Source organism: Micromonospora acroterricola (assembly GCF_003172955.1).
Lineage (GTDB): Bacteria > Actinomycetota > Actinomycetes > Mycobacteriales > Micromonosporaceae > Micromonospora > Micromonospora acroterricola.
The window spans coordinates 121,395-136,431 of record NZ_QGKR01000149.1 but is presented as its reverse complement, the minus strand read 5'-3'; the positions used below and the strand labels follow the sequence as shown (position 1 = coordinate 136,431).

The window sequence follows — 15,037 nt, the reverse complement described above, 5'->3', positions numbered from 1 at the left end:
TGGCAGCACGGGGTGAAGGCGCTGGCCGGGCCGGGTCGGGCGGCGGCACCAGCGGCCAGGTCCGCGTCGAACGCGGCGGACCGGACCAGCGATTCGAGGTCTCGTGGTGGGCAGGTCGCGCGGACGTTGAGCAGCACGGTGGCCTGGTCCACCGGCGGCTCGTCGGTCTCCTCCGCCGCGGCGGGTTCGTGGCGGGGCGGGTCACCCGCGGCCACGACGCTCATGCGGATCAACCCGGCGGGGGACTGGACGGCGAGTTTCGCGTGGCCGATGACGTGGCCCTGCCGGGCGCAGGCGGTGGAGAGCGAGTCGAGTGCGACGTGGGCCCACCGTCGGGCCGAGAATCCGCCCGGGGCGGCCACCTGCCAGACCTGGTTGAGCCAGCTCAGCTCTGCCTCGGCGGCGGCGTACCGGTCGTAGTCGACGTCCAGGTCGACGTCGCGGCCGCGCTGCCGGGCGCCGGTCCAGTGCGCGACGAGCTGGTCGACGCCCGCTCCCGTGCTCGCGCTGTATCCGAGGAGGCCGGCGTCGGGGTAGCGGCCGCGGATCTGGCCGAGCAGCGCGTCGAGGTCGGCGCGGGGCAGGGTGTCGGTCTTGTTGACCGCGATGAGGTCGGCCTCGGCGAGCTGGCGTTCGAACAGGTACTCGAGGTCGCCGTCGAGCGCGTCGACGCGCGCGGGGTCGAGCACTGCGGTCAGGGGAGCGAGGGCCAGCCGGTCGCGGTAACGGGCCCGCAGCGGTCTGATGACCGTCGCCTGCAGGTCGGTGCAACTTCCGACAGCCTCGGCGAGGATGGTGTCCGCCTGGCCGCTGTCGAGCAGTTCCGTCACGAGGTCGGCGAGATCCTCGAAGCGGCAGCAGAAGCATCCGCCGGTCACCTCGCCGACGTCGGGTGTGACGTCGCTGGCCGCGCGGGTGTCGACCAGGTCGCTGCCCTGGTCGTTGGTGATGACCGCGACGCGGTTGCCGCGCCGGGTGAGCAGTCGCCCGGCTGCCAGCATGGTGGTGGTCTTGCCCGCGCCGAGAAATCCGGTGAGGACGACGAGTCGGGGCACGGAGGGCCTCCCAGCCGCCGCAGCGGCTGCGGCATGCTCACGCGAGCCGAGAAATCGTTTGCTCGGTTCTGTTCGAGGACCATAAAAGCGGGCCGGGTCGCTGTCAACAGCGTCGCCCATCGGTGGCGACCGAGGATTGACCGCCGCGTGGAGGCGTGCCTACCCTGTCGCTGTTGCAGCGAGAAATCGATTCCTTAGCACCGCCTCGCAACCCGCCCCACCCACCGACGTGGAAGGCGCTCATGACACCCACCACCCACGCACCACGTACGTCCGCTCGCCGGCTGCTGCGCGCCGCGTTCACCGCGGCGCTCCTGGCCGGAACCGCCCTCGTCGGCCCAGCCGGGCCGGCCTCCGCCGCCCCCCCCCCCTCCGACAACGGTCCGACCGGATGGGACGTCTACCGCAGGCTCGACCGGCTCGCCGAGCTCCCCGACGGCCCGCAGGCCCACCAGTTCTCCAGCTTCGACCGCAGCGGCGGCAACGACGACGGCTTCTCCGGCCAGTACTCGTGCCTGCGCACCGGCGCCGACGGCTGCGTCCTCGCCGAGGCCACCGGTGCCGGCGAGATCGACTCGATCTGGTTCACCCGCGACGAGGGCAATGTCTCCGCCACCGGCGCCATCAAGGTGGTCCTCGACGGTGTGACCGTGCTCGACGCTCCGCTCCAGGACGTGGTGGACGGCAAGCTCGGCGCGCCCTTCGTCTACCCGGTGGTCGCCAACGCGGCGCAGAGCTCCGGCGGCGTCTACATCAAGGCGCCCATGACCTACCGCAGCTCGATGCGGGTGACCACCGAGAAGAACCCGGTCTTCTACCACGTCACCTACCGCAGGTTCACCACCGCCGACGGGGTGCGCACATTCGACCCGTCGGACCGCGCGTTGGACGTCATCGACCAGCTCAAGGCCGCCGGCACCCGCGACCCGAAGCGCCCGGAAGCCGGCGCGACGACCGCCGACCGGGAGTTCAGCGTCCCCGCCAAGGGCGCGGTGACCCTCGCCAGCGGTGTCGGCCCCGGCGCCGTCAACGCCCTTCAACTGCGCATCCCGCAACTCGTCGGGCCGCCGGCGCCCGTCGCCGATGACGGCCGCGCCTACGGGCCCGGCGGCGGCAGCGAGTTCCGGGTGGCCGTCGACCCGGCCAACACCGGGGTGCGGCTGACCCGCCGGCTGGACCCGCACATCGGGCACCAGCGGGCGCAGATCGTGGTGGACGGCGTACCGGTCGCCGAGTGGCCGGCCAACGACCCGGTGCCCTTCGGCACCTGGCTCGACCAGACCGTCGAACTGCCGGCCAGCGCCACGGCCGGCAGGTCCACGATCACCGTCCGGAACCAGTTCGTCTCGTCGGACGTGGACGTCAACGAGTTCACCTACTGGGTCGACAGCCTGGTCGCCGGCACCGCCAAGCGGACCGACACCCTCGACCTCGGCCCGTCCCACACCGACGCCGAGGCCGCCCACGGCTACCGGATCACCGCGCAGACCTGGCAGGGCAGCAACACCATGAGCTACCCGGCCGACGCAGACCGCAAGGCGGCCGTCGCGGCCTCCGACGCGGTGCTGCGCGACAGCCGGCTGCGCATCACCTTCGACGGCAGGACCACCGTGGACGCGCCGCTCGGCGAGTTCTTCGGCACCGGCCTCGGACTGCACCCGGTGCGGTCGCTGATGTTCGGCGTCGACCCCGCGACCGCGACACTGTCGGCCTGGTGGCCGATGCCCTACCGGTCACGTTTCCGCATCGAGTTGCGCAACGGCTCCAGCGTGCCGATCACGTCCTCGGTGGCCTCCGTGACCACCGCACGCTCCGCCGCCTGGGCGTCGGCGCTGCGCCCGACCGGCACGGCCGGCTACTTCCGGGCCACCGCGGCGAGCGCCGACACCACCCCCGGCGCCGACCACCTCTTCCTCGACGTGGCCGGACGGGGCAAGTTCGTCGGCGTCACGCACACCATGGAAGGGCACATCCCCGCGGGCAACCAGCGCAACTACCTCGAGGGCGACGAACGGGTCTACGTGGACGGCGCGCAGAGCCCGAGCATCCACGGCACCGGAACCGAGGACTTCTACGAGAGCGGCTGGTACTTCAACCACGGCACGTTCTCGGCGCCCACCAACGGCAACCCGGCCCACGAGGTCAGTGACTACGGCTGCCAGTACGACTGCACCGGCGCGTTCCGCCTGATGCTCGCCGAGGCGGTGTCCTTCTCCACCGACCTGCGGTTCGGCATCGAACACGGCCCGGGCGACCAGGATCCGGCCCGGTACGGCTCGACCGCCTACTGGTACGGGCAGGACACCGTCGGGCAGCGCTGGACCGACACCGTCGACGTCGGCGAACCCGCCAGCGAGTCGGCGCACGGCTACACCTCCGGCGGCGAGCGTCAGGTGCTCACCGCGACCTACGAGGGCGACGACGGCGCACCCCGTCCGGTCACCGACGACACCCGCGCCTCGACCACGCCGGTCCGGTTCCGGGTGGCCCTCGACCGGGACAACGCCGGCGCGGTGCTGCGCCGGGTGGGGGACCAGAGCGCCGGGTACCAGTCGGTGGCCGTGCAGGTCGACGGGCGCGACGCCGGCACCTGGTCGCAGCCGCTGGCCAACGGTTCGCACCGCTGGCTGGAGGACGAGTTCCGGTTGCCGCCCACGCTCACCAGGGGCAGGTCGGCGGTGACGGTCACGCTGACGCCCACCGCCGGCTCCCCGGCCTGGTCCGCGGCCCGGTACGCGGCGCTCAGCGAGGTCACCCCCTTCGTCGACCGGACCCGGCCCACGCAGGTCACCGGGCTCACCGCCACGAGCGGCACGACGAACGCGGTGGCGGTGACCTGGCGGCCGGCCGCCGACGAGGTGTACGCGCCGAGCTACCAGGTGTTCGCCTCGCGGCAGGCCGGATTCACGCCCGGGCCGGACAACCGGGTGGGCGTCACGACCCGGCCGAGTTTCGAGCACAGCGGGCTCGGCCTGCGCGAGACCTGGTACTACCGGGTACGCGCGGTCGACGCCGCCGGCAACCTCGGTGCCTACTCGGCGCCGGCGTCGGCCACCACCGGCGACACCCTGCGAATCGAAGCCGAGTCGCTGCTGCCCGCGGTCTCCGCCGATGCTCCGGCGGAGGTGCAGGGCGACTGCTGCGGCATCCACTGGTCCCGCAGCGCGCAGTTGTGGTTCCGGCCGGACGCGCCGAACCGCAGCATGACCGTGGCGTTCGAGGTGCCGACGGCCGGCACCTACCAGCTGAGCCTGGTGCAGACGCTGGCCCGGGACTACGGCACCAACACGGTCGCGATCGACGGCACCCGGATCGGCGAGGCGTTCGACGCGTACCACTCGCCGGACGTGGTCGTCAGCGACCCGCTGGACTACGGCCAGCGGGAGCTGTCGGCGGGCCGGCACACGCTCACCCTCACGGTGACCGGCAAGGCCGCCGCCTCGAGCGGGTACCTGGCCGGCCTCGACTACATCGAGGCTCGTCTAACGTCGTGACCCGGTCGGAGTCGGAGGCCCGGGTCAGGGGCCTCCGACTCCGTCCGACCCCCAGATCCCGCAGACGAGCCACGAGGTGCCGTATGACAGATCGGCCGCTGGTCCGGATGACCGGCATCGGCAAGCGGTTCGGCGGCGTGCACGCCTGCCGCGACATCGACCTCACCGTGACCGCCGGTGAGGTGCACGCGCTGCTCGGCGAGAACGGCGCCGGCAAGTCCACGCTGATCAACGTGCTCTCCGGGGTGATCACCGAGCACGACGGCACGATCGAGGTGGACGGGGAGCCGGTGAGCTTCGCCGGCCCGGCCGATGCCCAACGCGCTGGCATCGCGACCATCCACCAGGAGTTGGACCTGGTGGCCGGGCTGTCCATCGCGGAGAACATGTTCCTCGGCCGCGAGCCGCGCACCCGCCTCGGCACCGTCGACATCCGGAGGATGCGCCGGCAGGCCGAGGCGCACCTGCGGACGCTCGGCGCGGACCTGGACCCGCGCCGGCTCGTGGGGTCGCTGCGCGTCGGCGAGCAACAGCTGGTCGAGATCGGTCGGGCCCTGTCGCTGCGCGCGCGAGTCCTGATCATGGACGAACCGACCGCGGCACTGGCCGACGCCGAGGTCGAACGGCTCTTCGCGACGATCACCGAGCTGCGCCGGGCCGGAGTCGGCATCGTCTACATCTCGCACCGGATGGCGGAGATCGAGCTCATCGCCGACCGGGTGACCGTGCTGCGCAACGGCACTGTCGCCGGCAGCGTCGACCCGCGGGTCGCCTCCCGGGACGACATCATCCAGCTCATGGTCGGCCGGTCGGTCGACGCGCTCTTCGGCGAGGGGCGCAACGAACCCGGTGCGGTGCTACTCGACGTACGCGGGCTCGCCGTGACGCCCCGCCGGCCCGTGCCCGGCCGGACCGAACCGGCCGGGGTGGATCTCACCGTGCGCTCCGGAGAGATCGTCGGCCTCGCCGGGTTGATGGGCGCCGGGCGTACCGAACTGTTGGAGACGTTGTTCGGCGCTGGCGGCTCCGGCCGGCGCGCCGGCCAGGTGACGATCGGCGACCGGCCGTACCGCCCGAGCGGCCCCCGGGCGGCACTGGCGCGCGGGGTGGCCTTCGTCCCCGAGGACCGGCGCGGCGCGGGGCTGATGCTGGAGCACTCCGTGGCGGACAACGTCGTGCTCTCCGCGCTGTCGTCGCTGACCACGCTCGGGCTGGTGCGCCGCCCGCTGCTGCGCCGGACGGTCGCCGAACAGCTCACCACCCTGGCGGTGAAGGCGGCATCACCGTCGATCCCCGTGGCGACGCTCTCCGGTGGCAACCAGCAGAAGATCGTGTTCGCCAAGCAACTGCTGATGCGACCGCGACTGCTCCTGCTCGACGAGCCGACCCGGGGGGTGGACATCGGCGCCAAGGCCGAGATCTACCACCTGCTGCACCGGCTCGCCGACTCCGGCATGGCGATCCTGCTCGCCTCGTCGGAGCTGCCGGAGTTGCTGAGCCTCTGTGACCGGGTGGTCGTCCTGCACCGTGGTCGCACCGTGGCCGTGCTGCCCCGTGCCTCCGCCACCCAACAAGCCATCCTCGCCGCGGCCAACGGGGACGACGTCAAGGAGTCTCGATGAACTCGCCCAACCCCACCACCGTCGCCGCATCGCCGCCGGAGACACCGCCCCGCCGCCGGGCGATCCGACTGCCGAAGGACCGGCAGGCGATCGTCGACAACTTCTTCCGCTTCCAGAGCCTGTTCGGGCTCGTCGCCGTCTTCCTGATCGCGATCGCCGTCTCGCCGTCCCGCAACGGCGAGAACGTGTTCCTCAGCTCCGGAAACCTCGCCAACATCGTCCGGGCGGTCTCGGAGATCGGCATCATCGCGGTCGGGATGACGTTCGTGATCCTGATCGGCGGCATCGACCTCTCCGTCGGGGCGGTGCTCGGGCTCGCCGCGGTCGGGTCGGCCACGTTGATGGTCGACAGCGGCCTGGGCATCGTGCCGACGGTCCTGATCGTGCTCTTCATCGGCACCGCCTTCGGGGCCACCCAGGGCGCGATCGTCGCACGACTCGGGATCCAGTCCTTCATCGTCACCCTGGCCGGCCTGCAAGCGGCCCGGGGCATCGCCCGGATGTGGTCCGGCGGGCTGGGCATCCCGATCGCCTACGGCGAGGGGCCGCAGGAGGCTCCCGAGGCGTTCTCGCTGCTGAGCGGCTCCATCAACGGAGTGCTGCCGGTACCGGCCCTGATCTTCCTCGCCATCGGCGTCGGCGCGCTCCTGGTGCTGCGCAGCACCGCCTTCGCGCGGCACGTCTACGCGATCGGCGGCAACGAGAAGGCTGCCCGGCTCTCCGGCGTGCCCGTACGGCGCGTCCGGGTCACCGTCTTCGCGATCTCTGGCCTGCTCGCCGCACTGGCCGGGATCATCCACGCCGGTCAGCTCAACCAGGGCAGCCCGAACGACGGCGCCGGCTACGAACTGGACGCGATCGCGGCCGTGGTCATCGGCGGGACGAGTCTCGCCGGTGGCAGTGGATCCATGGGCGGCACGATCGCCGGCGCCCTGCTGCTCGGGATCCTGAACAACATCCTCGCCCTCAACAACATCGACGCGAACGTGCAGCTAGTCGTCAAGGGCCTGGTCATCGTGGCTGCCGCCGCGTTGCAGAGGCTCCGTCCCCGCATCGCCTGACCCACCACCACCTTGGAGGAAACATGCGCTACGCCCGAAGAGCCATCACGATCCTCGCGCTGACCGCGCTCGCGGTCACCACGGGATGCAGCGTCGAGAAGGACGGCGGCGACAGCGGCACCGACGCCTCGGCCCAGTGCGGCAGCGGCAAGGAGTTCCTGATCGGCATGTCGCAGGCCAACAACGCCGAGCCGTACCGGCAGGTCATGAACGACGACGTGAGCACCGCGGCGAAGGCCGTGCCCGGGTTCCAGGTCGTCGTCTCGGACGCGGCCCAGGACAACAGCAAGCAGGTCGCCGACGTGGAGAACTTTCTCTCCCAGGGGATCAACCTGCTGATCATTTCGCCGAACGAGGCGAAGCCGCTCACCGGCGTGGTGAAGAAGGCGTACGACCAGGGCATCCCGGTCATCGTGCTGGACCGCAAGGTCGAGGGTGACGCGTACACCGCGTTCATCGGCGGCGACAACGTGGCGATCGGCAAGGCAGCCGGCGAGTACTACGCCAAGACGCTGCTGCCGCAGGGCGGCAAGGTCGTCGAGATCTCCGGTCTGCCCGGCTCCACCCCGGCCGCCGAGCGCGCCCAGGGCTTCCGCGAGGGCATCGCGAGCAACCCGAAGATCGAGATCGTTGCCACCCAGACCGCCGAGTGGCTGCGGGAGAAGGGGCAGAGCGTGATGGACGCGATGCTCAAGGCCCAGCCGGACATCGACGCCGTGTACGCGCACAACGACCCGATGGCGGAGGGTGCCTACCTCGCGGCGAAGGCCGCCGGCAAGGAGACGGCGATCAAGTTCACCGGGATCGACGCGCTGCCCGTCGCCTCCGGCGGCATCAAGGCGGTCGAGCAGGGTCGCCTGCAGGCGACGTTCCAGTACGCGACCGGCGGACGCGAGGCGATCGACCTGGCCAAGAAGATCCTGGTCGACTGCACGAAGGACGTGCCGAAGTCGACCACCCTCGGCACGTTGCAGATCACCAAGGACAACGCTGCCCAGGCCTACACCGAGCTCGGCGGCAAGCAGTAACAGTCGGTTCTCCAGGTGCGGGCCCGCCGCGCAGGCTGGCGGGTCCGCACCGCCGAACGACCGGGAACCGTCACCGAAACCCGCCCGAGCCCTGGAGGAGAGCGATGCCCCGCCTACCGTCCCGCGTTGGCCGGCTGTCCGCGCTGTTCGCGGTCGCCCTGAGCCTGATCGCGACACCGGTCGCGGCTCGGGCGGCCGACCCGCCCGCGATCGACAACCAGCCGTACGAGAACCGGTCGACCGTGGTCGGCGCCGGTGACTTCGTGCCGGTCTACGACCCGAGCGTCGGCGAGAACGAGCGCTGGTACTACAACGACCACACGATGGTGCGCGACCGCCGTACCGGCGAGTGGCACATCTTCGCGATCACCCACGCCGAGCCCGCCAACCCGCTCGACGAGCGGTTCTTCGGCCACGCCACGGCGCCGTCTCCGCGCGGACCCTGGACGAAGCAGCCGTTCGCGCTGGAGGCCGACCCCGCGGCGGGCGAGAGTCACATCTGGGCGCCGTACGTCCTGTTCCACGGTGGCACGTACTACATGTACTACGCGGGCGGCACCGCGGACCACACGGCCTACCGGATGCAGCTGGCCACGTCGAAGGACCTCAGGACCTGGACCCGCCACCCGGCGAACCCCCTGTTCACCGACGGCTTCGACGGCCGGGATCCGATGGTCACCCGGGTCGGCAACCAGTGGGTCATGTACTACACCGCCAACAGCACACCGGCGGGTGGCCACCACATCGTCGCCTACCGCACCAGCACCGACCTGGTGCACTGGAGCGCGCGGCGGACGGCCTTCGAACACCCGGCCACCGGCACCTTCGGCGGGCCCACCGAATCGCCGTTCGTGGTGCGGCACGACGGATCGTGGTACCTCTTCGTGTGCTGCGAGAGCGGATACCAGGACACCCGCGTCTACCGCAGCGCCGACCCCTTCCACTTCACCGTCGACCAGTTGGCGGGGCAGATCAACGCGCACGCCGCCGAGGTGGTCAAGGACGACTCCGGCACGGGCGACTGGTACGTCACCGGTGCCGGCTGGGGCCAGGGCGGGCTCTGGCTGGCGCCGCTGAACTGGCGTACTCCGGTGGTGACGAAGGGTCGCGTCGTCACCACTCCCTACTACCGTGCCGTCGTCCAGACGGCACCGCAGGCGCGGCTGGTCTCCTACGACGCCGATCCCGCCGGACGGGGCGAGTACCGGCCCGTCACGGACTCGTCGTCCCGCTCCACGGCGCCCTACCTCGCGGTCGGAGCCTTCGGGCCGACAGACGTGGCGGGAGCCGCCAGGGACGTGACCGTCTCCGCCGACGGCACCGACCTGAGCCTCACCGGCATCCCCCTCGGGAACGAGCCGGTGACCGCCGACTGGCGGTTCCGGTTCGATACGGCCACCACGGACCTCAGCTTCGTCTGGCACGTGGCCGGCCCGACCACCGCGCCGGTCTGGGAAGCCGCCTGGAGCCTGGACTCGGCCCTGCCGCGACTCGGTGACCCCGGCCAGCAGGACAGGGACGGCGACGTGGCGGGTTTCAGCAGGTGGACACTTGCCACCGACGACACGACCACGTTGGTGGCCGCCTACCGCGCCGGCTCGGCCTGGAACGAGGACAACCGATGGTTCCACCGCCCCAGCGGATCCATCGCATGGCAACCGCTGTGGCAGCCCGGCGGGCGGTCGTTGCCCCTCGGTGACCTTCCCGGGGGAACCTGGCGGCTCGGGGTGAGCGGGACCGCCGCGGACACGTCGTTCGCCGAGACACTGGCGGCAGGCCTGAACGGTTCGAGGTAGCCGACCAGCACGTTGGCGGCCCGGCGCCGCTTCCGCGGGCGCCCTCGATCCTGTCCCGCTTGCCGACGCCGGGCCGGGCGAGTAGGAAGAAGGTCCATCCACCCAGGTCGATCCGAGGAGACCGCATGAGACCTCCGGCGCTCATCGCCGCGACGATGGTTCTGACGACGGTCGCGGCGGCCGGAGCCGCCGCCCCCGCCTGGGCGGAGCCGGCCGAGCCGCCGAAGAAGCCGGTCGCGGTTGGCTACGGGGGAGCGGTGTCGACGGTGGACGGCACCGCCACCGCGGTCGGGCTCGACGTGCTGCGGCGCGGCGGCAACGCGGTCGACGCGGCGGTTGCCGCGGCCGCGACGCTCGGCGTCACCGAACCGTTCTCGGCCGGCATCGGCGGCGGTGGCTTCTTCGTCTACTACGACACGCGTACCGGTCGGGTGCAGACCATCGACGGCCGCGAGGCGGCGCCGGCGTCGACGACCGAGACGATCTTCGTCGACCCGGCCACCGGGCAGCCGTACCCCTTTGACGAGGCCCGGATCAGTGGGCTGTCGGTCGGTGTTCCCGGCACCCTGCTCACCTGGCGGGACGCGCTGGACCGCTGGGGAACCCGGTCGCTGGCGCAGATGCTCCGGCCCGCCGCGCGGGTCGCGGAGGCCGGCTTCACCGTCGACGAGACGTTCGCCGGCCAGATTGCCGAGAACCAGGCCGCCTTCGGGCAGTTCAGCTCCACCAGCGAGCTCTACCTGCCGCGCGGCCGGCCGCCGGCGGTCGGCGCCACCTTCCGTAACCCCGACCTCGCCTCGACCTACCGGCTGATCGCCGGGCGAGGCACCGACGTGTTCTACCGGGGCGAGGTCGGCCGCGACGTGGTCGCCACCGTGCAGCGCCCACCGGTGGCGGAGCAGCCGGCCGCGTCGTGGCCGTACCCGATCCGCCCGGCCGGAATGACCTCGGCGGACCTCGCCGGCTACCGCACCCGCTTCCCCGCGCCCACCCGGTCGGACTACCGCGGCTTCGAGGTGTACGGCATGGCGACCCCGTCGAGCGGAGGCACCGCCGTCGGGGAGGCGCTCAACATCCTCGAACGGTTCGACCTGCGATCGATGACCGCGACCCAGGCCATGCACCACTACCTGGAGGCCAGCGCGCTGGCGTTCGCCGACCGGAACCGCTACGTCGGCGACCACACCCCGCGCCAGGTGCTCCGCGAGCTGCTCAGCGACGGTTACGCCGCCGAACGAGCGTGCCGGATCGACTCGGCGGCGGCGCTGCCGAAGCCGGTCGCACCGGGCGTCCCCGACGGCGCGTACGGCGGCTGCCCGGCGGCGACTGTCGCCGACACCCGGGACGACCGCACGGGCACGACCAACCTGACCGTCGCCGACCGCTGGGGCAACGTGGTGGAGTACACGCTGACCATCGAGGCGACCGGTGGCAACGGGATGGTCGTACCCGATCGGGGTTTCCTGCTCAACAACGAGCTGACCGACTTCAACTTCACCCCGACCCAGGGCACCGCGCCCGACCCCAACCTGCCGGGGCCGGGCAAACGGCCGCGCAGCTCCATGTCGCCGACGATCGTGCTGACCGACGGACGGCCGTTCCTGGCCGTGGGTACGCCCGGAGGCGCGACGATCATCACCACCGTCCTGCAGACGCTGGTCAACCGGATCGACCTCGGCATGGCGCTGCCCGAGGCGCTGGCCGCGCCGCGGGCGTCCCAACGCAACGGCGCCGCGACCCAGGCCGAGCCGGCCTTCGTCGCCGCGTACGCCGACGGCTTGCCGCCGGGACACGTCCTCACACCGACGACGGAGCTCGGCGCCGCCACCGGCATCGAGTTCCTCCGCGACGGCAGGATGGTGGCCGTGGCCGAGCCGGAACGCCGGGGCGGCGGCGCGGCGGCCGTCCTCGGCCGCTGGCCGCGCCACTGACCAAGGTTGCCTCCAATGAAAGAAACGTTGGCAGTGGGCGCTACGAAGGTTCTTGCCATGAATCGATGAGCGGCAATGGAGGGTCGCCCGGCCGAGGGGGTGCCAGCGGGGACTGCCGGGTGGCTGTTTGCTGGTGCGGCCGGAGGGTAGTTGGGCGGTCATGACAACGCCTGAGCAGAGCCAGCAGGAGAGAGCCCTCGAGACCGGCGAGGTGTATCAGGACGCCGAGGGGCGCCGAACGACGGATCCGGCCTCCGGGGCTGCGCACGCCGACAGCGAAGCCGACCGCAACGCGGAGCACCTGAGGCGGGGCGAGGTTGGGCCGCGCGTCCCGGAGGAGTAGCCGTCCGGCCTGCTGGCGCAGGCACCTGGGGAGCCCTTGCGCGTTTGCCCTCGTCGCGGCTGGGAAGGCAGCGCCGTGCGGGCCCGATGGCGAAAAGGCGCAGTGACCGTCCCGGTGGCACTCCGGCTCGTCCCCGATGGCCGTGCCTGACGCGACCGCGCCCGGCCTGCCGGCCCGACCTCTGCGCCGGGGGCTGCGGCCGGTCACCGAGAAGACCCGGGTGACCACCGAGGAGATCTTCTTCGACCTGGTCTTTGTTTTCGCCTTCATTCAGGTCACCACGCTCATGACGGCGGAGAACAGCTTCCTCGGCGTGCTGCACGGGCTGCTGGTCCTGACCCTGATGTGGTGGTCCTGGTCGATCTTCGCCTGGCTCGGTAACCGGGTGCGCGCGAACTACGGCCTGTCCCGACTGGTGCTGTTGGCCGTGACGCCGGTGATGTTCGCGCTCGCGGTCAGCACACGAGAGGCGTTCACCGACCTCCCCGGCGGGCTGTACACGCCCCTGGTCTTCGTCGCCTGCTTCGTCACCTTGCGGGTGTTGTACCTCGCGTTGCGGTGGTACGCCTCTCCCGCGTTGCGCCGCCGGGACCGGGTCGCGCTGGTCACTCCGATGCTGGTCGCCACCGCTCTGCTGCTGGCTGCCGCGCTGCTGCCCCGGTCCAGGCTCGACGAGCCCACGGTGCGGATCGGTCAGGTCGCGCTCTGGGCGATCGCGGTCGCCGTGGACTACGGAGTTGGCATGGCCGTGCGGGTCTCCGAGCGTACGATCTTCTCCGCGCGCCACTGGACGGAACGGCACGGCCTGATCATCATCGTGTCCCTGGGCGAGGTACTGGTCGCGATCGGCATCGCGGGAACCGACCTGCCCAACACCACTGGTCTGATGGTGGCCTCGTTGCTCGCCGTCGTGGTTGCCGGCGCCCTTGAATGGATCTACTTCGACCTCTCCGCGCTCGTCGGCGAACACGCGCTTCGCGAGGCCAGCCCGGCCCGACGGGTGGCCCTCGCCCGGGACGGCTACAGCTACCTGCACCTGCCGATGATTGCCGGGGTGATCCTGCTGGCCCTCGGCCTGAAGCACACTCCCTCGCTGATTGTCGCCGCGCACACCTACCGGCAGGGCGACCCGCTCGACCCGCTGGGCCGGTACGCCATGTACGGCGGGGTTGCGCTCTTCCTCGTGGCGCACGCGGCCTTCCAGTGGCGGCTCAGCCGGCAGGTACGCGTGGTCGTCTGGCCCCGCCTCGTCGCGGCGGCGGTGCTGCTCGCGATGCTCCCCGTCACCGGCCGGATCTCAGCCGCACGGACCCTGGTGTGGCTGGCGGTCGTCTGCCTCGTCACCGCAGTGGTGGAGTTCGCGGTCAGCCGAGGGCAGCGGCGCCGGCTCCGCAGAGCGCTCGCCGAGGAGGCCGAAGGCGCCGAGTCCGGGCGGGGCGAGCCTGGCCTCGGACAGCCTGCCGGCTGACCATCGTGCTCCGACGTCGGTTGGCATGACGGGACAGTGCCCGGGTAACCAGCGGCAGTGCGCGTCACGAAGTATCTGCACTCCTGCCTGCTCGTCGACAACGGCGCCGCCCGGCTACTCATCGACCCGGGACGTTTCACCTTCGTCGAGGGTCTGGTCAGCCCCGACGACTTCGGCCCGCTCGACGCGATCGCCCTGACCCACCACCATCTCGACCACGCCGACCCCGACCCCCTGGCCGCAATCGTGCAGCGCACCGGTGCGCCCCTGCTCGGCAACCAGCAGACCGCCGACCACCTCCGCGAGCAGGACCTGACCGTCACCGTGCTCGACCCCGGCGAACACCACATCGGCGGTATGCGCATCGAGGCGATCCCGGCGGACCACGAACCGGTCCTGGCCGATCAGACGCCCGCCAACACGGCCTACCTCATCGATGGCCGCATTCTGCACTGCGGCGACTCCCTGCACCCGGCGCTGTTCGCCCACCAGGGCGTCGACCTGCTCGCTGTACCGGTCATGGCCCCGTACCTGACCGAGCGCCTCGTGGCCGGATTCATCGCCCAGCTTCGACCGAAGGCCGTCCTGCCCCTGCACGACGGCTACGCCAAGGACTTCTTCGTCCGCCAGCGCTACGACACCTACCGGCCGTATGTCGAACGGCTCGGCATCACCTGGCACGAGCTCATTGAGCCCGGCGCCACCGCGACCATGTGATCCCCACAGCTGGGCAGTTCCGCTGGGTCTCGACGATGTTGCGGTGCGTCCTGCGATCATCCGACTCGGCGAACGGCCGCGTCGAAATACCCGGTGTGGGGGTGCTGCCGGGTGGCGAGTGGGTACTGGTGAGCGATGACCTCCACCTGGAAGCCCCACGAGGAGCACGGCAGCCTGTCCGAGAAAGACAAGCGCGAGCTGCCGGAGAGTGTTTTCGCGTTTCCCGGCAAGCGCAAAGAACCGCTGACCGACGCGGCTCACGTCCGGAACGCCGTTGCCCGGTTTGATCAGGTGCAGGGCGTCGACGACGACGACCGTGATCTGGCATTCCAGAACATCCTCGCCGCCGCCGCACACTACGGCGTCGACGTCGTGGAGACCGACTGGCGCCAGCTGGGTCGGCGGCCCCACACGCCGAATTCCGCCCAGTGACGCGCAGGCGGCGACCCCGTCCATGAACTGGCTGTACCGCAGGGAGTAGGGCCCTGTGGCCACGGGAGACGCGCTCCCGTGGCCACAAGC

The 15,037-nt window shown here is 71.4% G+C and carries 10 protein-coding genes; 9 read left to right on the top strand and 1 reads right to left on the bottom strand.

What is annotated here, in order from left to right:
* The coding region (locus DKT68_RS08230; protein WP_330848932.1) for a GTP-binding protein at nucleotides 1-1,055 on the bottom strand (1,055 nt) is incomplete at its 3' end.
* A gap of 242 nt (nucleotides 1,056-1,297) precedes the next feature.
* On the opposite strand from DKT68_RS08230, the gene DKT68_RS08225 reads away from it, so the two are divergent.
* From DKT68_RS08225 to DKT68_RS08180, 9 genes are all read left to right on the top strand, one after another.
* Nucleotides 1,298-4,549 carry a DUF2961 domain-containing protein gene (locus tag DKT68_RS08225; RefSeq protein ID WP_109816808.1) on the top strand — a complete coding sequence of 1,084 codons (3,252 nt, stop codon included), beginning with the start codon at nucleotides 1,298-1,300 and terminating at the stop codon, nucleotides 4,547-4,549.
* A gap of 83 nt (nucleotides 4,550-4,632) precedes the next feature.
* Entirely contained in the window at nucleotides 4,633-6,171 is a 1,539-nt protein-coding gene (locus tag DKT68_RS08220) for a sugar ABC transporter ATP-binding protein (protein WP_109816807.1), read from the top strand.
* Nucleotides 6,168-7,232 carry an ABC transporter permease gene (locus DKT68_RS08215; RefSeq protein ID WP_109816806.1) on the top strand — a complete coding sequence of 355 codons (1,065 nt, stop codon included), beginning with the start codon at nucleotides 6,168-6,170 and terminating at the stop codon, nucleotides 7,230-7,232. The genes DKT68_RS08220 and DKT68_RS08215 overlap by 4 nt, the downstream gene beginning before the upstream one ends.
* A 23-nt stretch (nucleotides 7,233-7,255) precedes the next feature.
* Complete coding sequence (locus DKT68_RS08210; RefSeq protein WP_109816805.1) at nucleotides 7,256-8,260, top strand: substrate-binding domain-containing protein; 1,005 nt, start codon at nucleotides 7,256-7,258, stop codon at nucleotides 8,258-8,260.
* Nucleotides 8,261-8,364: 104 nt separating this feature from the next.
* Nucleotides 8,365-10,056, top strand: coding sequence for a family 43 glycosylhydrolase (locus DKT68_RS08205; protein WP_109816804.1), 1,692 nt, complete (start codon nucleotides 8,365-8,367; stop codon nucleotides 10,054-10,056).
* A gap of 155 nt (nucleotides 10,057-10,211) precedes the next feature.
* A complete protein-coding gene (gene ggt / locus DKT68_RS08200) occupies nucleotides 10,212-11,987 on the top strand; it encodes a gamma-glutamyltransferase (RefSeq protein ID WP_407940702.1) in 1,776 nt (591 codons plus the stop codon).
* 479 nt (nucleotides 11,988-12,466) lie between these two features.
* Nucleotides 12,467-13,798: a low temperature requirement protein A gene (locus tag DKT68_RS08190; protein ID WP_109816801.1), complete on the top strand. Its 1,332-nt coding sequence runs from the start codon at nucleotides 12,467-12,469 to the stop codon at nucleotides 13,796-13,798.
* Nucleotides 13,799-13,855: 57 nt separating this feature from the next.
* Entirely contained in the window at nucleotides 13,856-14,515 is a 660-nt protein-coding gene (locus DKT68_RS08185; protein ID WP_146218316.1) for an MBL fold metallo-hydrolase, read from the top strand.
* A 135-nt stretch (nucleotides 14,516-14,650) separates the two neighbouring features.
* A complete protein-coding gene (locus DKT68_RS08180; RefSeq protein ID WP_109816800.1) occupies nucleotides 14,651-14,947 on the top strand; it encodes a DUF6582 domain-containing protein in 297 nt (98 codons plus the stop codon).
* Nucleotides 14,948-15,037: the final 90 nt, after the last annotated feature.